13 protein-coding genes are annotated in these 18,375 nt (G+C 70.8%); 8 read left to right on the top strand and 5 right to left on the bottom strand.

Translation table 11 applies throughout. The features are described 5' to 3' along the window. Window positions 1–140: 140 nt before the first annotated feature. Window positions 141–1,058, bottom strand: coding sequence for a tRNA (adenine-N1)-methyltransferase (locus AB0F29_RS08785; protein ID WP_018959530.1), 918 nt, complete (start codon window positions 1,056–1,058; stop codon window positions 141–143). A 95-nt stretch (window positions 1,059–1,153) separates the two neighbouring features. Beyond that, window positions 1,154–2,404 (bottom strand): site-2 protease family protein, encoded by a 1,251-nt coding sequence (locus tag AB0F29_RS08780; protein WP_361869043.1) that lies wholly within the window; start codon window positions 2,402–2,404, stop codon window positions 1,154–1,156. Window positions 2,405–2,581: 177 nt separating this feature from the next. Between AB0F29_RS08780 and AB0F29_RS08775 the strand changes: the two genes are divergently transcribed. Together AB0F29_RS08775 and AB0F29_RS08770 are read left to right on the top strand one after the other, a co-directional pair. After that, window positions 2,582–3,427 carry a PD-(D/E)XK nuclease family protein gene (locus AB0F29_RS08775; protein WP_322784846.1) on the top strand — a complete coding sequence of 282 codons (846 nt, stop codon included), beginning with the start codon at window positions 2,582–2,584 and terminating at the stop codon, window positions 3,425–3,427. A gap of 9 nt (window positions 3,428–3,436) precedes the next feature. Beyond that, entirely contained in the window at window positions 3,437–4,108 is a 672-nt protein-coding gene (locus tag AB0F29_RS08770; RefSeq protein WP_003970158.1) for a response regulator transcription factor, read from the top strand. A gap of 115 nt (window positions 4,109–4,223) precedes the next feature. On the opposite strand, the gene AB0F29_RS08765 is transcribed toward AB0F29_RS08770, so the two are convergent. The 3 genes from AB0F29_RS08765 to metH form a co-directional block, all read right to left on the bottom strand. Continuing rightward, window positions 4,224–5,822, bottom strand: a complete 1,599-nt coding sequence (locus AB0F29_RS08765; protein ID WP_361869039.1) for an ABC transporter substrate-binding protein — start codon at window positions 5,820–5,822, stop codon at window positions 4,224–4,226. Between the two features lie 323 nt (window positions 5,823–6,145). Next, window positions 6,146–6,856 carry an HAD family phosphatase gene (locus tag AB0F29_RS08760; RefSeq protein ID WP_361869036.1) on the bottom strand — a complete coding sequence of 237 codons (711 nt, stop codon included), beginning with the start codon at window positions 6,854–6,856 and terminating at the stop codon, window positions 6,146–6,148. Between the two features lie 144 nt (window positions 6,857–7,000). Next, window positions 7,001–10,519, bottom strand: coding sequence for a methionine synthase (gene metH, locus AB0F29_RS08755; RefSeq protein ID WP_361869033.1), 3,519 nt, complete (start codon window positions 10,517–10,519; stop codon window positions 7,001–7,003). Window positions 10,520–10,759: 240 nt separating this feature from the next. On the opposite strand from metH, the gene AB0F29_RS08750 reads away from it, so the two are divergent. From AB0F29_RS08750 to AB0F29_RS08725, 6 genes are all read left to right on the top strand, one after another. Then, complete coding sequence (locus tag AB0F29_RS08750; protein ID WP_361869030.1) at window positions 10,760–11,524, top strand: IclR family transcriptional regulator; 765 nt, start codon at window positions 10,760–10,762, stop codon at window positions 11,522–11,524. Between the two features lie 341 nt (window positions 11,525–11,865). Continuing rightward, on the top strand, window positions 11,866–12,657 hold the full coding sequence (locus AB0F29_RS08745; RefSeq protein WP_361869028.1) for an MIP/aquaporin family protein: 792 nt from the start codon (window positions 11,866–11,868) through the stop codon (window positions 12,655–12,657). A 53-nt stretch (window positions 12,658–12,710) separates the two neighbouring features. Further along, window positions 12,711–14,255, top strand: coding sequence for a glycerol kinase GlpK (glpK, locus tag AB0F29_RS08740; RefSeq protein WP_018959539.1), 1,545 nt, complete (start codon window positions 12,711–12,713; stop codon window positions 14,253–14,255). A gap of 14 nt (window positions 14,256–14,269) precedes the next feature. Next, window positions 14,270–15,880 (top strand): glycerol-3-phosphate dehydrogenase/oxidase, encoded by a 1,611-nt coding sequence (locus AB0F29_RS08735; protein WP_361869025.1) that lies wholly within the window; start codon window positions 14,270–14,272, stop codon window positions 15,878–15,880. 142 nt (window positions 15,881–16,022) lie between these two features. After that, the gene (locus AB0F29_RS08730) at window positions 16,023–17,081 is read left to right on the top strand and encodes an LLM class flavin-dependent oxidoreductase (RefSeq protein ID WP_361869023.1); all 1,059 of its coding nucleotides are present in this window, start codon (window positions 16,023–16,025) and stop codon (window positions 17,079–17,081) included. Between the two features lie 193 nt (window positions 17,082–17,274). Further along, a complete protein-coding gene (locus tag AB0F29_RS08725; protein WP_361869020.1) occupies window positions 17,275–18,327 on the top strand; it encodes a PAC2 family protein in 1,053 nt (350 codons plus the stop codon). Window positions 18,328–18,375: the final 48 nt, after the last annotated feature.

Raw genomic sequence — 18,375 nt, 5'->3', positions numbered from 1 at the left:
GTGGGGACACCTCCGAGGGGTTGCCGGCATCGTGCCACACCTCACACCGGGGCGGAACGGCGGGGGCAACGAAAAGGCGCCGCCGCGCAGTTCCCCGGTCGGTCGGGGAACTGCGCGGCGGCGCCGGTGCGTTGGACGGGTCAGCCGCGGTCGGCGGCGGAGCCTCCGCGGCTCTGGCTGCCGGGTCCGTCGTAGTCGTCGCCGTAGGCGCCCTTGGACGGGCGGCGGCGGCGCAGCGGCGGCTCGACGCCGTCCGCGAGGCGGCGGGCGGTGACCAGGAAGCCGGTGTGGCCGATCATCCGGTGGTCGGGGCGGACGGCGAGGCCCTCCACGTGCCAGTTGCGGATCATCGACTCCCAGGGCTGCGGTTCGGCGAAGCAGCCGATCTCGCGGATGGACTCGACGGTGCGCGAGAGCTGGGTGGTGGTGGCCACGTAGGCGCAGAGGATGCCGCCGGGCACCAGGGCCTTGGAGACGGCCTCCAGGCACTCCCAGGGGGCGAGCATGTCCAGCACGACGCGGTCGACGTCGGTGTCGGAGAGGTTGTCCTGGAGGTCGCCGACGGTCAGCTGCCAGGCCGGGTGCGGGGAGCCGAAGTAGCGCTCGACGTTCTGCTGCGCGATCTCGGCGAAGTCCTCGCGGCGCTCGTAGGAGTGCAGCATGCCCTGCTCGCCGATGGCGCGCAGCAGGAAGGTGCTGAGCGAGCCGGATCCGACCCCGGCCTCCACGACGCGGGCGCCGGGGAAGATGTCGGCGAAGGCCAGGATCTGGCCGGCGTCCTTGGGGTAGACCACGGCAGCGCCGCGGGGCATGGACAGGACGTAGTCGGGGAGCAGGGGGCGCAGCGCGAGATAGGCGACGTTTCCCGTGGTGCGGACAACACTGCCCTCGGGAGCACCGATCAGCTCGTCGTGCGGGAAAGAACCCTTGTGGGTGTGGAAGTTCTTTCCGGCTTCGAGCGTGAAGGTGTAGTGGCGGCCCTTGGGGTCGGTGAGCTGTACCTGGTCCCCGACCTTGAAGGGCCCACGTCGGCGGGCGGCACCGGTCGGTTCAGACATGTGACCAGCCTACCGGTGATTCCCGGGCCGCCGACCGCCCAGGCCCGCGGCCGTCGACCGCCCGGGCCGCGGCCGCCGACCCTCCAAGAGGGCCGTCAGGCGCCGGGGCGGGCCATGGCCTTGACGAAGGCGCGCTCCACGTCGGCGGTGGAGAGGACTCCGTAGATCTCGCCGGTCTCCTCGACGACCAGGTACTCGGTGGCGGGGGTGGCCTTGAGCCGGTCCAGGAGGGCTTCGCCTGCCAGTTCCGCAGGGACCTTCATGCCGTCGGTGAGGTCCTGGGCGAGGCCGCTGACGGCGACCCAGGGGCGGCGGTGTTCGGGGACTCCGACGATGGCGGCCTCGCGGACGACGCCCTTCGGGTTGCCCTGTCCGTCGACGACGACGAGGGCGCGGGCACCCGCCTCGTTGGCCCGGCGCAGCGCTTCGGAGAGCGGGGTGGCGGACTCGACGGGGACGGCGCGGCGGGTCAGGGTGCGGGCCCGGAGGTCGGGCAGGTGCTCGCGGAGGCGGGCCATGCGCAGGCTGTTCCCGGCGCCGGTCCAGATGATGCCCGCGAGGATCGCGGCGAGCAGCGCGTCCATGACGGTCTCGACGCCGCCGATGTTCTGGGCGGTGCCGCCGAGTGCTCCGGTGTGGGTGAGCAGCGGCAGTCCGACGAGGACGACGACGGCGAGGCCGCGGCCGACCCAGGCGGCGGCGATGGTGCCGCTCATGGGCTTGCCGGTGATCTTCCAGACGACGGCGCGGAGCATCCTGCCGCCGTCCAGCGGCAGGCCGGGCAGCAGGTTGAAGGCGGCCACGATGAGGTTGGAGATCATCAGGCCCGCGACCAGGACGCCGGGGACCGTGCCGGGCTCGACGAACTGCATCGCGCCGTAGAAGACGCCGCCGAGGACCAGGGACAGGAGCGGTCCGACGAAGGCCAGGACGAACTCGCGGCCGGGTGTCTCGCTCTCCTTCTCGATCTCCGAGACGCCGCCGAAGAACTGGAGCTGGATGCGGCGGACGGGGAGCTTGTAGCGCAGCGCGGCGACCGTGTGGGCCAGTTCGTGGACGAGCACGGAGGCGTAGAAGGCGATGGCGAAGAACAGGGCGACGAGGTAGCGGGCGGCGCCCAGCTCGGGCAGCACACGGTCGAGCTGGCCGCCGAACACCCAGGTGATCAGCGCGGCGACGACGAACCAGCTGGGGGCGACGTAGACGGGCACACCGAAGGGCCGGCCCATGAGCAGGCCGCCGCCCGGCTCGGCGGGACGTTTCGGCTTGCCGTTTTCGGGATCGGTGCCGGGGGCCGTTCCCCCTGCGCCGGGCTGCGGCCGCCCGCTGTCGCCGCTGTCGTCCACGGGGTCCCTTCGGTTCGGTGAGTGGCCTTTGCCACGATCATGCAGTGTGCGAGGGTCTGCCGTCGATGGTATGCCGCTCGCTGTCAGTGGCGGGCCGTAGGGTCTGGAGACATGACTTCCGTGCCGCGGCCGCCCCAGCCGCCTTCGTCCCTGTCGCCGTCGCGGGCGAGCGATTTCATGCAGTGTCCCTTGCTCTACCGCTTCCGGGTCATCGACAAGCTGCCGGAGAAGCCCAGCGAGGCGGCTACCCGCGGCACACTGGTCCATGCGGTGCTGGAGCGGCTCTTCGACGCACCGGCGGCCGACCGGACGGCGCCGCGGGCGCGGGCGCTGATTCCCGGCCAGTGGGACCGGCTGCTGGAGTCGAAGCCGGAGCTGACCGGGCTGTTCGCCGGGGACACCGAGGGGGAGCGCCTGACGCGCTGGCTGGGTGAGGCGGAGCGGTTGGTGGACCGGTGGTTCTCGCTGGAGGACCCGACGCGTCTTGAGCCGGCGGAGCGTGAGCTGTTCGTCGAGACGGAGCTGGAGTCGGGGCTGCGGCTGCGCGGGGTGATCGACCGGGTGGACGTCGCGCCGAGCGGCGAGGTCCGGATCGTCGACTACAAGACGGGGAAGGCGCCGCGGCCGGAGTATTCCGACGGTCCGCTGTTCCAGATGACGTTCTACGCGCTGGTGATCTGGCGGCTGAAGGGCGTGGTGCCGCGCCGCCTCCAGCTGGTCTATCTGGGCAGCGGCGACGTGCTGACGTACGACCCGGTGGTGGCGGACCTGGAGCGGGTGGAGCGCAAGCTGCTGGCGCTGTGGGACGCGATCTCGCTGGCGACGGAGACCGGTGACTGGCGGCCTCGGCCGACGAAGCTGTGCGGCTGGTGCGACCACCAGGCGGTGTGTCCGGAATTCGGCGGGACTCCCCCGGTATACCCGCTGTCGGTCCGCCCTGCGGATTCGGGTGAGGATGGCCAGGGCAGAATGGGACCGGTCCAGGCCGAGGCCGGCCGTGCCGTGGCCCTTGAGGGCCCTTAAGGAGTTCCTGTGGCGATCCGCGTCCTTCTGGTCGATGACCAGCCTCTGCTGCGCACCGGTTTCCGGATGATTCTGGAGGCCGAAGGCGATCTGGCGGTGGTCGGTGAGGCCGGTGACGGTCTGCAGGCCATCGATCAGGTGCGGGCGCTGCAGCCCGATGTGGTGCTGATGGACATCCGGATGCCGCGGATGGACGGCGTGGAGGCCACGCGTCAGATCACCGGACCCGGGAAGGACGGCCCGGCGAAGGTGCTGGTGCTGACCACCTTCGATCTCGACGAGTACGTGGTGGAGGCGCTGCGCGCCGGGGCAAGCGGGTTCCTGCTGAAGGACGCTCCGGCGGCGGAGCTGGTCCAGGCGATCCGGGTGGTGGCGGCGGGCGAGGCGATGCTCGCGCCGAGCATCACGCGCCGGCTGCTGGACAAGTACGCGGATCACCTGCCGTCCGGCGAGGACCCGGTGCCGGACGCCCTGCACACGCTGACGGACCGTGAGGTCGAGGTGCTGAAGCTGGTGGCGCGGGGTCTGTCCAACGCGGAGATCGCGGCGGATCTGTTCGTCAGCGAGACGACGGTCAAGACGCATGTGGGCCATGTGCTGACGAAGCTGGGCCTGCGCGACCGGGTGCAGGCCGCGGTGTACGCGTACGAGAGCGGGTTGGTGCGTCCCGGCGCGCAGTAGCGGCCCCGCACACCCGCACCACAACGCACACGCACACGCACACGACGAAGCCGTCCGGCCCGGCCCCCTCCTGGAAACAGGAGGGGGCCGGGCCGGACGGCTTTCCGGTCGGGTCTCAGACGCTGGGCCGGTTGAGCTCCCAGAGCTGGAGTTCGGAGGTGGCGCTGACGGAGCGCTCCACACCGGCGATCCCGTCCCGGGAGGCCACGTACTGCTTGCCCTGCCAGATCGGCAGCACCGGAACATCGGTGGCGACGATGTCCTGGAGCTTCTCGTAGGTGGGGCCGGCGGCGGTGCGGTCGGTCTCGCGGCGGGACTGCGGGATGAGGACCTTCTGCGCCTCGCGCGAGCGGTAGGGCGAGTTGAGGAAGTTGTTCTCGTCCAGGAAGGGCGCGGTGTAGTTGTCCGGGTCCGGGAAGTCGGGGAACCAGCCCATGCCGTAGGCCGCGTAGTCGCCGCGCTTCTGCTCGGGGCGGTACTGCGACCACTCCTTGCCCTGGACGGAGACGTCGAAGAGGCCCGAGCTGTTCAGCTGCTGCTGGATCGCCTTGAACTCCTCGGCGGTGGCCGGGCCGTAGTGGTCGCTGGTGTAGTGCAGGGTGAACTTCACCGGCGTCTTGATCCCGGCGTCGTCGAGGATCGCCCGGGCCTTGGCGGCGCTGGGCTCGCCGTACTTGTTGAAGAAGGCGTTGGTGTGCCCGGCGATGCTGGACGGGATCAGCGAGTACAGCGGTTCGGCGGTGGTGCCGTACACCTTGCCCGCGATCGCGCCCCGGTCGACGATCTGCGCGATGGCCTGCCGGACGGGCTTGCTGACCGCGGGGTCCTTGGTGTCGAAACCGAGGTAGCTGATGGCCAGGCCGGGCAGCTCGGTGAGCTCGATGCCCTCCTCCGGCTCCACGAGCATGTCGCGGGCCTGCTGGGGCGACATCGCCCGGGTCATCATGTGGATCTTCTCCTCGTCGAGCGCCTTGCCCATGGCCTCGGCGTCGGGGAACAGTGCCATCTCGACCTCGTCGTTGAGGACCTTCAGCTCGCCCTTGTACGAGGGGTTCTTGGTGAAGGCGATCTCGACGACCCGGCCGTCCTCGACCCGCGGCTCCATGGTGTACGGGCCGGAGCCGTTCACCTGGAAGCCGGTGCGGCCCTCCTTCGCCGGGTACTGCGCCTTCGGGACGATGCCGGCGGCGGGGGTGGCGAGCTTGTACGGGAAGGTCGCGTCGGGCGCGTTCAGGTGGAAGATCACCTGGTCGTCGCCCTTGGTCTCGATCATGTCGATGTTGGCGAGGAGTCCGACCGGCCCGCTGTCCGCGTCGATGTCGATGACGCGCTGGATGGAGTGCTTCACGTCCTCGGCGGTGACGGGCGCCCCGTCGGCGAAGGTGAGGCCCGCCCGCAGGGTGCAGCGGTAGCTCTCGTTCGCGGTGTCGGTGAAGGTGCAGCTGCGGGCGGCCTCGGGCACCGGTTCGCCTCCGCCGCTCGGCACCGTGGTCAGGGTCTGCACGGTCTGCCGCAGGACGTTCCAGACGCCCGCCTCGTAGCCGATGGCCGGGTCGAGCGGCGCGGGGTTCTCCTTGGAGGCCACGAGCTGGTCCGTGGTGCCGACGACGATGGCTCCGTCGCCACCGGCGCCGCTGTCCGTGCTGCCGCAGGCGGCGAGCACGGGGGCGAGCAGGCCGACGACGGCCGGCAGCACCAGGGTCTTGCGGTTCATCTGGACGTTCTCCCTCATCCCGGCAGGTGAGGAATCCAAGCTAGTAGCCGCGGGTGACGCCTCCGACCGCCCGGCGGACGGCTCCCGCACCTCCGGCGACCGGATGGGATGATATACGCCCACGATTACGGACAGCTCACCCGATCTCGACAGCCCTCCGCGGGTCCCCAGGTGAGGAAGGTCACCTGTCGGGCCTCTTCACAGAGACACCCCGCAACTGATCCACATCCACGGAACGTTGCCGGAACGCACACGGGGACGACCAGAAAATCCCCTGTTCGTTCACAAGTGCGTGGCGGGAGCGCGGGCACGCCCGGTGAGGGTCAGCCCGTTCCGCCCGCCTGGGTGATGAGCTTGCGCAGGAAGGCGAGGTCGATCTCTTCGAGGGAGCCGACGACCACGCGTCCGGCCGCGGGCGCGATCGGGGCGACGGAGGGCACGGCGACGACCCGGCAGCCGGCGGCCTCGGCGGCGGCCACCCCGGTCGCCGTGTCCTCGATGACGGCACAGCGCCAGGGGTCGGCGCCGAAGCCCGCGGCGGCGGTGAGGTAGGGCTCGGGGTGGGGCTTGGTCCGGGCGACCTCGTCCCCGGCGACGGTGAGCGCGAAGTGGTGGCGGCCCACCGATTCCAGCACCCGGTCGATGATCCGGCGGTGGGAGGCGGAGACGAGCGCGGTGGGCACCTCGTACGCGGCCAGTTCGGCGAGCAGGCGCTCGGCGCCCGGCATCAGCGGCACCCCGCGCTCGATGCGCTTCTCGAATCCGTCGTTGAGCAGCACCGTCAGCTCGTCCAGCCGGATGTCGGCGCCGGTGACGTCGATGAGGTAGCCGGCGCTGCGGGTCATCGGACCGCCGACGACCACGTCCCGCCAGGCCTCGTCGAGCTGGTGCCCGAGGCCTGCGAAGACCTCCTTCTCGACGTCCCACCAGAAGCCCTCGGTATCGACCAGGGTTCCGTCCATGTCGAGAAGGACCGCCTGCAGGGCGGCGCCTTCGGCCGTGCGGGTCAAGGACGCGGGGACCGTACTGGTCATCCGGCACACCTTCCGTAAGGGACGAGAAGGCCGGCCGCCATTCCCGGAGAACGGGAGGGCGACCGGCCTGCACTGGACCGACCAGTGTACGACGTGTCCGGCCGCGGTGCGCGAAGGGCGCGAGGCCGCGGCGGGAATACGGGGTTACCGCGCGTTGAAGTACTTCGCCTCGGGGTGGTGGATGACGATGGCGTCGGTGGACTGCTCCGGGTGGAGCTGGAACTCCTCGGAGAGGTGCACGCCGATGCGTTCCGGCTGGAGGAGGTCGGCGATCTTGGCCCGGTCCTCCAGGTTTGGGCACGCCCCGTAACCGAGCGAGAACCGTGCGCCGCGGTACTTGAGCGCGAACATGTCCTCGACGTCCGCCGGGTCCTCCCCCGCGAAGCCGAGCTCGCTGCGGACCCGCGCGTGCCAGTACTCGGCGAGCGCCTCGGCGAGCTGGACGGAGAGGCCGTGCAGCTCCAGGTAGTCGCGGTAGGAGTTGGCGGCGAACAGTTCGGCGGTGGCCTCGCCGATCCGGGAGCCGACGGTGACGATCTGGAGGCCGATGACGTCCCTCTCGCCGGATTCCTCGGGGCGGAAGAAGTCGGCGAGGCAGAGGCGGCGGCCACGGCGCTGGCGCGGGAAGGTGAAGCGGGTGCGCTCGGAGCCGTCCTCGTGGAGGAGGACCAGGTCGTCGCCCTTGGAGACGCAGGGGAAGTAGCCGTAGACGACGGCCGCTTCCAGGAGGTTGTTGGACTGGAGGTGGTCGAGCCAGCCGCGCAGGTGCGGGCGCCCCTCGGTCTCCACCAGCTCCTCGTACGTCGGTCCATCGCCGGTCCGGGCCTGCTTGAGGCCCCACTGGCCCTTGAAGAGCGCGCCCTCGTCGAGCCAGGAGGCGTAGTCCTTGAGCGGGATGCCCTTGATGACGCGGGTGCCCCGGAACGGCGGCTCGGGGATGGGGTTGGTGGTGGAGACGTCCGAGCGCACCGAGCCCTCGGGCTCCTCGGCCTCCAGGACCGCGGTGTCGACGTCCTTCTTGGGGACCCTGCGCTGCTTGAGCTCGGGCAGGACCGCGCCGGGCACTCCGCGCTTGACGCCGATGAGCGCGTCCATGAGGCGCAGGCCTTCGAAGGCATCGCGGGCGTAGCGGACCTCGCCCTCGTAGATCTCGTGCAGGTCCTGCTCGACGTAGGCCCGGGTCAGCGCGGCGCCGCCGAGGATCACCGGGAAGTCGGCGGCCATCTTGCGCTGGTTGAGCTCCTGGAGGTTCTCCTTCATGATCACCGTCGACTTCACCAGGAGGCCGGACATGCCGATCACATCCGCGCGGTGCTCCTCGGCTGCTTCCAGGATGGCGGAGACGGGCTGCTTGATACCGAGGTTGACGACGGTGTAGCCGTTGTTGGAAAGGATGATGTCGACAAGGTTCTTGCCGATGTCGTGGACGTCGCCGCGGACGGTGGCGAGCACGATCGTGCCCTTGCCGTCGTCGTCCGTCTTCTCCATGTGCGGCTCCAGATGGGCCACCGCGGTCTTCATGACCTCGGCGGACTGGAGGACGAACGGCAGCTGCATCTGGCCGGAGCCGAACAGCTCGCCGACCACCTTCATGCCTTCCAGCAGCGTGTTGTTGACGATGTCGAGGGCCGGGGTGTTCTGGAGGGCCTCGTCCAGGTCGGCCTCCAGGCCGTTCTTCTCGCCGTCGATGATGCGCCGCTGGAGGCGCTCGTCCAGCGGGAGAGCCATCAGCTCCTCGGCCCGGCCCGCCTTCATCGACTTCATGTTGACGCCCTCGAACAGCTCCATGAGCTTCTGGAGGGGGTCGTAGCCCTCGGCGCGGCGGTCGTAGATCAGGTCGAGGGCGACCTTGACCTGCTCCTCCTCCAGCCGGGCGATCGGCAGGATCTTCGAGGCGTGCACGATCGCCGAGTCCAGGCCGGCCTTGACGCACTCGTCGAGGAAGACAGAGTTCAGGACGGTCCGGGCGGCCGGGTTCAGACCGAAGGAGATGTTGGAGAGGCCCAGCGTGGTCTGGACGTCCGGGTGACGCTGCTTCAGCTCGCGGATCGCCCCGATGGTGGCGATGCCGTCGCCGCGGGACTCCTCCTGACCGGTGCAGATGGTGAAGGTCAGGGTGTCGATGAGGATGTCCGACTCGTGGATGCCCCAGTTGGTGGTGAGGTCCTCGATCAGCCGCTCGGCGATGGCGACCTTGTGTTCGACCGTACGGGCCTGGCCCTCCTCGTCGATCGTCAGCGCGATCAGCGCGGCGCCGTGTTCGGAGGCCAGGGCGCTGACCTGCGCGAAGCGGGATTCGGGGCCGTCGCCGTCCTCGTAGTTCACCGAGTTCAGCACGGCCCGGCCGCCGAGCTTCTCCAGGCCGGCCCGGAGCACGGGCAGCTCGGTGGAGTCCAGCACGATCGGGAGGGTGGAGGCGGTCGCGAAGCGGCCGGCCAGCTCCGCCATGTCGGCGACACCGTCGCGGCCCACGTAGTCGACGCAGAGGTCGAGCATGTGCGCGCCCTCGCGGATCTGGTCGCGGGCCATCTCCACGCAGTCGTCCCAGCGGGCCTCCAGCATGGCCTCGCGGAACTTCTTGGAGCCGTTGGCGTTGGTGCGCTCCCCGATCGCCAGGTAGGCGGTGTCCTGCCGGAAGGGAATGGTCTGGTAGAGCGAGGCCGCGCCCGGCTCGGGGCGCGGGTCGCGCTCGGTCGGCGTGAGCCCCCGGGTCCGCTCGACGACGGCCCGCAGGTGCTCGGGCGTCGTACCGCAGCAGCCGCCGATGAGGGAGAGGCCGTAGTCCCGGACGAAGTTCTCCTGGGAGTCGGCGAGACCGTCGGGGCCGAGCGGGAAGTGCGCGCCGTCCTTGGTGAGGACGGGCAGGCCGGCGTTGGGCATGCACATCAGGGGCGTACGGGAGTGGCGGGCGAGATAGCGCAGGTGCTCGCTCATCTCGTCCGGGCCGGTCGAGCAGTTCAGCCCGATCAGGTCGATGCCGAGCGGCTCCAGGGCGGTCAGGGCGGCGCCGATCTCGGAGCCCAGCAGCATGACGCCGGTCGTCTCGAAGGCGAGGGAGCAGATCAGGGGCACGTGGACGCCGAGGGCGTCCATCGCCCGGCGCGCGCCGATGATGCTGGACTTGGTCTGCAGCAGGTCCTGGGTGGTCTCGACGATCAGGGCGTCGGAGCCGCCCGTCAGGAGGCCCTCGGCGTTCTTCTGGTAGCCGTCGCGCAGGACGTCGTAGGTGATGTGGCCGAGCGAGGGCAGCTTGGTGCCGGGGCCGATCGAGCCGAGGACCCAGCGCTGGCGTCCGTCCTTGGCGCCGAACTCGTCGGCGACCTCGCGGGCGATCCGGGCGCCGGACTCGGAGAGCTCGAAGATCCGGTCGGCGATCTCGTACTCGTTCGCGGCGGAGTGGTTCGCGCCGAAGGTGTTCGTCTCGACGCAGTCGACGCCGACCGCGAAGTACTCCTCGTGTACCGAACGCACGATGTCGGGCCGGGTGACGTTCAGGATCTCGTTGCAGCCTTCGAGGTTCTCGAAGTCCTCCAGCGTGGGGTCCTGCGCCTGGAGCATGGTGCCCATCGCCCCGTCGGCCACCACCACACGGGTGGCGAGTGCCTCGCGGAGTGCGTCTGCGCGGGTCCGGCTGTCGGCGGCGGATGTCGGCAACGAGGCCATGGATGATCTCCCAGGGATGCGACGGCTGTCGGCTTTGCGTCCTTCTTGGGGAAGGCGCACCTCGCCAGCCTAGCCGGACACCGCTCGGGACCGTAGGGGGCGTCCATGGGACGGACTGCATGCTGTGCGGGTGCGGCGGGTGCGGCCCGGTGGCGGAGACTTTCCTCCGGAGTCCGGCGCAGGTCGGCATCGACCGATAGTGTTCAGCATTGTCGAACCGAGGTGGAGGAGTACGGCGCGATGGCCAAGAACATCCAGTCGCTGGAGCGGGCGGCCGCGATGCTGCGCCTGCTGGCGGGCGGCGAGCGCCGGCTCGGGCTCTCCGACATCGCCTCCTCGCTGGGGCTGGCCAAGGGCACCGCGCACGGCATTCTGCGCACGCTCCAACTGGAGGGCTTCGTCGAGCAGGACGCGGCGTCGGGCCGCTACCAGCTGGGCGCGGAGCTGCTGCGGCTGGGCAACAGCTATCTGGACGTCCACGAGCTGCGGGCGCGCGCCCTGGTCTGGACGGACGACCTGGCCCGCTCCAGCGGCGAGAGCGTGCACCTCGGGGTGCTGCACCAGCACGGCGTGCTGATCGTCCACCACGTCTTCCGGCCCGACGACAGCCGCCAGGTGCTGGAGGTCGGGGCCATGCAGCCGCTGCACTCCACGGCGCTGGGCAAGGTGCTGTCCGCGTACGACCCGGTGGCCCACAGCGAGGTCATGGAGGCGGAGCGCCGCTCCTTCACCGGGCGCACCGTCACCGCCGCCGACGCCTTCGAGTCGATGCTCGACCTGATCCGGGCCCAGGGGTGGGCCGCCGACGCCGAGGAGACCTGGGAGGGCGTGGCCGCGGTGGCCGCCCCGATCCACGACCGGCGCAGGATGCCCGTCGGCGCGGTCGCCGTGACGGGCGCGGTGGAGCGGGTGGCCCCGGGCGGGGCGTTGCGCCCCGAGCTGATCGCGGCCGTGCGCGACTGCGCCCGCGCGGTCTCCCGGGATCTGGGCGCCGGCCGCTTCTGAGCGCCCGCACAGCCCGTCCCGCCCCTCCCCGCACTCGGTACCGACCTGTGCTCACCCATGCCCGGGGCCGTCCCGGCCCCTCGCGGTAACGATCGCATCGCGCACCGAGTCGTGGACCACAGAACCCTTGACGCTTCCTTCACTCGGGGGAAACACTGCCGTTCAACGGTCGGCATTGTCGAACGCCTAACGGCAATACGCGTTAGGGTGTGACGGTGCCAAGGGCCGGTCAAGCCCTTACAGGTGGGCTGCCCACGCTTCGTGGATACCCATCTGGGGCGCGGGTCACCGGCGGGACCGGTGCTCCGCTCTCCCCTGGACGAAGGACAAAGGAGTCGCGGGTGTCCAGCTCCGACATTTTCATCGGCGAGACCATAGGTACCGCCGTACTCATCCTGCTCGGCGGCGGTGTCTGTGCCGCCGTCACGCTGAAGAGCTCGAAGGCCCGGGACGCGGGCTGGCTGGCCATCACCTTCGGGTGGGGTTTCGCCGTGCTGACCGGCGCCTACCTCGCCGGCGGCGTATCGGGCGCCCATCTCAATCCCGCGGTCACGGTCGGCCTCGCCATCGAGGGCGGCACCGCGTGGGGCGACGTCCCCCTGTACCTCTTCTCGCAGCTGCTCGGCGCGGTGATCGGCGCCCTGCTCGTCTGGGCGGTCTATTACGGCCAGTTCCACGCGCATCTGACCGACCCGGAGATCGTCGGGTCCAAGTCCACCGACGAAGGCATGGTCGACCGGGCGGCCGCCCCGAAGGCCGGCCCGGTGCTCGGGATCTTCTCCACCGGTCCGGAGATCCGCAACGGCGCCCAGAACGTCATCACCGAGATCATCGCGACCGTCGTGCTGGTCCTGGCGATCCTGACCCAGGGCCTCAACGACGCGGGCAACGGCCTCGGCACGCTCGGCGCGCTGATCACCGCCCTGGTCGTCGTCTCCATCGGCCTCTCGCTCGGCGGCCCGACCGGCTACGCCATCAACCCGGTCCGCGACCTCGGTCCGCGCATCGTGCACTCCCTGCTGCCGTTGCCGAACAAGGGTGGTTCGGACTGGGGCTACGCGTGGGTACCCATCGTGGGTCCGCTCATCGGTGGCGCACTCGCCGGCGGGCTCTACAACCTCGCCTTCGCGTAGACACCCCAGTCCGAGCCGCACCTCTTCACTTCACAGACTTCCGGGAGCACACCGTGACCGACGCACACACCACCGGCACCCACGGCACCGGGCCGTTCATCGCGGCCATCGACCAGGGCACCACCTCCAGCCGCTGCATCGTCTTCGACAAGGACGGCCGGATCGTCTCCGTCGACCAGAAGGAGCACGAGCAGATCTTCCCGAAGCCGGGCTGGGTCGAGCACGACGCGACCGAGATCTGGGAGAACGTCCAGGAGGTCGTCGCCGGCGCCATCGTCAAGGCGGGCATCACCTCCGCCGACGTCAAGGCGATCGGCATCACCAACCAGCGCGAGACCACGCTGATGTGGGACAAGCACACCGGTGAGCCGGTCCACAACGCGCTGGTCTGGCAGGACACCCGCACCGACGCGCTCTGCAAGGAGCTCGGCCGCAACGTGGGCCAGGACCGGTTCCGCCGCGAGACCGGGCTGCCGCTCGCCTCGTACTTCGCCGGCCCCAAGGTCCGCTGGCTGCTCGACAACGTCGAGGGGCTGCGCGAGCGCGCCGAGGCCGGCGACATCCTCTTCGGCACCATGGACTCCTGGGTCATCTGGAACCTGACCGGCGGCACCGACGGCGGGGTGCACGTCACCGACGTCACCAACGCCTCCCGCACCCTCCTGATGAACCTGCACCGGATGGAGTGGGACGAGAAGATCCTCTCCTCCATCGGCATCCCGGCCGCGGTGCTCCCCGAGATCCGCTCCTCCGCCGAGGTGTACGGCCACGCCAAGGGCGGCATCCTCGACGGCATCCCCGTCGCCTCCGCGCTCGGCGACCAGCAGGCGGCGCTCTTCGGCCAGACCTGTTTCGCCGAGGGCGAGGCCAAGTCCACGTACGGCACCGGCACCTTCATGCTGATGAACACCGGCTCCACTCCGGTGAACTCGTACAACGGGCTGCTCACCACCGTCGGCTACCAGATCGGCGACAAGCCCCCGGTCTACGCCCTTGAGGGCTCCATCGCGGTCACCGGCTCGCTGGTGCAGTGGATGCGCGACCAGATGGGCCTGATCAAGTCGGCCGCCGAGATCGAGACGCTGGCCTCCTCGGTCGAGGACAACGGCGGCGCGTACTTCGTGCCCGCCTTCTCCGGCCTCTTCGCCCCCTACTGGCGCCCCGACGCCCGCGGGGTGATCGCCGGTCTCACCCGTTACGTCACCAAGGCGCACATCGCCCGTGCCGTCCTGGAGGCCACCGCCTGGCAGACCCGCGAGATCAGCGACGCCATGACGAAGGACTCCGGCGTCGAGCTGGCCGCGCTCAAGGTCGACGGCGGCATGACGTCCAACAACCTGCTGATGCAGACGCTCGCCGACTTCCTGGACGCGCCGGTGGTGCGCCCCATGGTCGCCGAAACCACCTGCCTCGGCGCCGCCTACGCCGCCGGTCTCGCCGTCGGCTTCTGGCCGGACACCGACGCGCTGCGCGCCAACTGGCGCCGGGCCGCCGAGTGGACACCCCGCATGGACGCGGACACCCGTGCCCGCGAGTACAAGAGCTGGCTCAAGGCCGTCGAACGGACCATGAGCTGGATCGAGGACGAAGAAAGCTGACGAGGAGCATCACCATGACCACCCTGCAGAGCGTTCCCGCCCTCGGAACGCACCCGGCCTCCGGCTCGCTGCCGAGCCGCGCCGAGACCCGGGAGCAGCTGTCCCGGGCCACGTACGACCTCCTGGTCATCGGCGGCGGCATCCTGGGCATCTCCACCGCCTGGCATGCCGCGCAGTCCGGGCTGCGGGTGGCTCTGGTGGACGCCGGCGACTTCGCCGGCGCCACCTCCTCCGCCTCCTCCAAGCTCCTCCACGGCGGTCTGCGCTACCTCCAGACCGGCGCGGTCAAGCTGGTCGCCGAGAACCACTTCGAGCGCCGCGCGGTCTCCCGCGAGGTGGCCCCGCACCTGGCCAACCCGCTCACCTTCTACCTGCCGGTCTACAAGGGCGGCCCGCACGGCGCGGCCAAGCTGGGCGCGGGCGTCTTCGCCTACTCCGCGCTCTCCGCGTTCGGCGACGGCGTCGGCCATGTGATCAGCCCGGCCAAGGCGCAGCGCGACGTCCCCGAGCTGCGCACCGACAACCTGAAGGCCGTCGCGGTCTACGGCGACGACCAGATGAACGACGCCCGCATGGCCCTGATGACGGTCCGCGCGGCCGTCGACGCGGGCGCGGCCGTCCTGAACCACGCGGCGGTCACCGGGCTGCGGTTCACCCGGGGCCGGGTCACGGGCGCCGACCTGAAGGACAGCACGGACGGCACCGAGTTCGGCGTCACCGCCCGGCTCGTGCTGAACGCCACCGGCCCCTGGGTCGACCACCTGCGGAAGATGGAGGACCCGAACGCGGTCCCCTCCATCCGGCTGTCCAAGGGCGCGCACCTGGTCCTCAAGCGGACCCGGCCGTGGCGGGCGGCGTTGGCCACCCCGATCGACAAGTACCGGATCACGTTCGCCCTGCCCTGGGAGGACATGCTGCTGCTCGGCACGACGGACGAGGAGTACGAGGGCGACCCGGCGGACGTCGCGGTGACCGAGGCGGACACCGCGCAGATCCTCGACGAGGCGGCGTTCTCCATCAAGGACCAGCAGCTGTCGCGCGATCTGATCACGTACTCCTTCGCCGGTCTTCGGGTGCTGCCCGGCGGCCCCGGCGACACCTCCAAGGCCAAGCGCGAGACGGTCGTCACGGAGGGCCGCGGCGGGATGCTGTCGGTCGCCGGCGGCAAGTGGACGACCTTCCGTCACATCGGCCGCACCGTCATGAACAAGCTGGCCGCCCTGCCCGGGCACCCGCTGGCCGAGGACATGGAGCCGATGAACCGGCTGCCGCGGAAGCTCCCGCTCCCCGGGATCGCCAACCCGAACGCGGTGGCGCACCGGCTGCTGATCGACGGCGGCACGCCCGGCCCCCGGATGGCGCCGGACACCGCCCGGCACCTGGCCACGCATTACGGTTCGCTCGCCTTCGACATCGCCCGGCTGGCGAACGAGAGCCCGGAGCTGGCCGAGCGCGTCCACCCGGATGCCCCGGAGATCTGGGCCCAGGTCGCCTACGCCCGGGACCACGAGTGGGCCGAGACGGCGGACGACGTGCTGCGCCGCCGGACCACGCTGACAATCCGGGGCCTGGCGACGGGCGACGTCCGCGCCGGAGTCGAGAAGCTGCTCGCCGAGAAGGACTGACCTGCTTCCCCCCGTCCCGCGTGGACGGGCGAAGGGGGCGGCCTCCCGCGAGGGCCGCCCCCTTCGGCGTGCGCGATCGCCCCGGCGCACGCGCCACACTCCCGCCATGCGCTCGCAACGTGCCCCGGGGACAGTGGAGTTCATGAGATTCTCCGTGCTCTCCCTGATCGGCCACGAGCCGCACCCGCTCACCGGTGAACTCCTCCCGGCCGCCGACCGGTTCGAGGAGGTGATCGACACGGCGACGGTGGCGGAGCGGCTCGGCTTCGACGCGTACTCCGTCGGCGAGCGGCACGCCGGGGCCTTCCTCTCCTCCAGTCCGAACGTGGTGCTGGGCGCGATCGCGGCCCGTACGAAGACGATCCGGCTGCTCACCGGCGTGACCGTCGTCGCGATCCTGGACCCGGTGCGAGTCGCGGAGGATTTCGCGACGCTCGACCAGATATCCCGGGGTCGGGTCGAACTCGTCGTCGGCAAGGGCGCGGAGGCGGGCCACTTCGACCTCTTCGGGCTCGACGAGGCACGGCAGTGGGACCTCCAGAAGGAGAAGTACGAGCTGCTGCGGCGGCTGTGGAGCGAGGAGGGCGTCGACTGGGAGGGCGAGTTCCGGCCGCCCCTGAAGAACGTGACGACGGTGCCGCGCCCGTACGCGGGCGTGCCACGCGTCTGGCACGGCTCGGCGACCAGCCTCAACTCCCCCGAACTGGCGGCCAAGCACGGCGACCCGCTGTTCACCGCGAACGCCATCCAGCCGCGCGAGGCGTACGCCCGGCTCATCGCCCACTACCGGGAGCGGTTCGAGGCTTACGGGCACGATCCGGCGGACGCCCAGGTGGCGGCGGGATCGGGCGGACTCCTCATCGCCGACAGCTCCCAGGCGGCCGTCGACCGGTACAAGGAGGTGTACGAGGCGCGGGTGCGGCAGGTCTTCAAGCCGGGTCTGGAGGGCAAGGCCGGCTACAACACCCCGTTCCGCACGATCGAGGAGGCGATCGAGGGCGGACCGCAGCTGATCGGCAGCCCGCAGCAGATCATCGACAAGATCCTCGGCTGGCACGAGGTCTACCGCCACGACCTCCAGTCGATCACCGTGGACGGCTTCGGGCTGGGCCGGCCGGAGCAGTTGGAGACGCTCCAGCGGTTCGCGGAGGAGATCGCCCCGGTGGTGCGCCGGGAAGCGCCGTCCTCGCCGCGGAGCTGACGCGGAGCCGGCTCGCCGCCGTACCGGCACGGTGGCGGGCCGCCGTGCCGCGGGGGGGCCATGATGCACTGATCCACCCGATGATCCACTCACGGTGGCAGGGTTCACCCGGCCGTGCAAGAGGGCTGCGGCGGGGCCCCCCGGAAGCCGTAAGGTTGCTCCGTACGTATGGAGACATCGGAAGGAGGCCCGGGTGATCGAGCTCGAGTCGGTGCCCGAGCTGATCGACCCGGTCATGGTGGCCGCGTTCGAAGGCTGGAACGACGCCGGGGACGCCGCCTCCACAGCGGTCGGTCATCTGGACCGGGAGTGGAAGGGCGAGGTGTTCGCGGCGCTGGACGCCGAGGACTACTACGACTTCCAGGTCAACCGGCCCACGGTGTGGCTGGACGGCGGTACGCGGAAGATCACCTGGCCGACGACGCGGCTGTCCGTGGTGCGGGTGGGCGGGGAGAAGCCCCGGGACCTGGTCCTGGTGCGCGGCATCGAACCATCCATGCGCTGGCGGTCGTTCTGCAACGAGATCCTCGGCTTCGCCCATGAGCTGGGCGTCGAAATGGTCGTCATCCTGGGCGCGTTGCTCGGCGACACCCCGCACACCCGGCCGGTGCCGGTGAGCGGGGTCACCTCGGACGCGGACCTGGCGCGGACGATGGACCTGGAGGAGACGCGGTACGAGGGGCCCACGGGCATCGTCGGGGTCCTCCAGGAGGCCTGCACCCACGCCGGCGTCCCCGCGGTCAGCCTGTGGGCCGCGGTACCGCACTATGTGTCGCAGCCGCCGAACCCGAAGGCGACGCTGGCCCTGCTGAACCGTCTTGAGGACCTGATCGGGCTGCGGATCCCGCTGGGCGAACTGCCCGAGGACGCACGGGCCTGGCAGCTCGGGGTGGACCAGCTCGCCTCGGAGGACAGCGAGGTCGCCGAGTACGTGCAGACGCTGGAGGAGGCGCGGGACACCGCGGAGCTTCCCGAGGCGTCCGGCGAGGCCATCGCCCGGGAGTTCGAGCGCTATCTGCGACGGCGGGACGGCGGCCCCGGGCAGGGGCCGGGCGGCCATGCGACGGAGTCCGGGGACGTGCCGTATCTGCGCGACCCCTCCAGCGGCCGGACCCGCCCGCCGAAGCCGCCGCGTCCGGAGCCGGGGCGGGGGAAGGCCGCCGACGACCAGAGCGCCAAGGGCCCTGACGAGGCGCCGGGAAACGACGCCGGGGAAGGCTCCGGGGACACCCCCGACGAGGACTGACCGGGCACCGGTGGCCTGCGCGCGGGCTGGTTGACGCCCAGGAACGGC

Source organism: Streptomyces sp. NPDC026589, from assembly GCF_040638385.1.
Taxonomy (GTDB): domain Bacteria; phylum Actinomycetota; class Actinomycetes; order Streptomycetales; family Streptomycetaceae; genus Streptomyces.
The sequence above is the reverse complement of the archived record's forward strand: the minus strand, read 5'-3'. Positions and strand labels throughout refer to the sequence as shown.

Excerpts from the sequence above, each read along its gene's own strand:
- AB0F29_RS08750 (WP_361869030.1), top strand. The coding sequence starts at position 10,760 with ATGGCCAAGAACATCCAGTCGCTGGAGCGGGCGGCCGCGATGCTGCGC.
- metH (WP_361869033.1), bottom strand. The coding sequence starts at position 10,519 with ATGGCCTCGTTGCCGACATCCGCCGCCGACAGCCGGACCCGCGCAGAC.
- AB0F29_RS08735 (WP_361869025.1), top strand. The coding sequence starts at position 14,270 with ATGACCACCCTGCAGAGCGTTCCCGCCCTCGGAACGCACCCGGCCTCC.
- AB0F29_RS08775 (WP_322784846.1), top strand. The coding sequence starts at position 2,582 with ATGCAGTGTCCCTTGCTCTACCGCTTCCGGGTCATCGACAAGCTGCCG.
- AB0F29_RS08760 (WP_361869036.1), bottom strand. The coding sequence starts at position 6,856 with ATGACCAGTACGGTCCCCGCGTCCTTGACCCGCACGGCCGAAGGCGCC.
- AB0F29_RS08765 (WP_361869039.1), bottom strand. The coding sequence starts at position 5,822 with ATGAACCGCAAGACCCTGGTGCTGCCGGCCGTCGTCGGCCTGCTCGCC.
- AB0F29_RS08785 (WP_018959530.1), bottom strand. The coding sequence starts at position 1,058 with ATGTCTGAACCGACCGGTGCCGCCCGCCGACGTGGGCCCTTCAAGGTC.
- AB0F29_RS08730 (WP_361869023.1), top strand. The coding sequence starts at position 16,023 with ATGAGATTCTCCGTGCTCTCCCTGATCGGCCACGAGCCGCACCCGCTC.